The organism is Escherichia sp. 94.0001 (genome assembly GCF_013369155.2).
Lineage (GTDB): Bacteria > Pseudomonadota > Gammaproteobacteria > Enterobacterales > Enterobacteriaceae > Escherichia > Escherichia coli_F.
In genome coordinates this window covers 1-234 of record NZ_JABWMS020000339.1, presented here as the reverse complement: position 1 = coordinate 234, position 234 = coordinate 1, and the positions used below count along the sequence as shown (strand labels likewise).

Sequence of the window (234 nt, the reverse complement as noted above, 5' to 3'; positions counted from 1 at the left end):
GGGCCACGGTGGTCCGCCGCCGGGTGTATGCCCGTTTTCTGGATGCGGTGAATTTCGTTGCGGGCAATCCGGAGGCGGACCCGGAGCAGGAGCTGAGTGACCGCTGGGTGGTGGAGCAGATGTCGCAGCTGACGGCCATGACAGCCTCGTTTGTGCTGGCAACACCGACGGAGACGGATGGGGCGCTGTTTCCCGGTCGCATCATGCTGGCGAACACCTGTATGTGGGATTACC

Annotated in this window: 1 protein-coding gene; it reads left to right on the top strand. The window is 63.7% G+C overall.

Annotated elements, in window-relative coordinates:
- Positions 1-234: phage minor tail protein L (locus HEN33_RS26025; RefSeq protein WP_183083584.1), on the top strand; the 234-nt coding region annotated here is incomplete at both ends.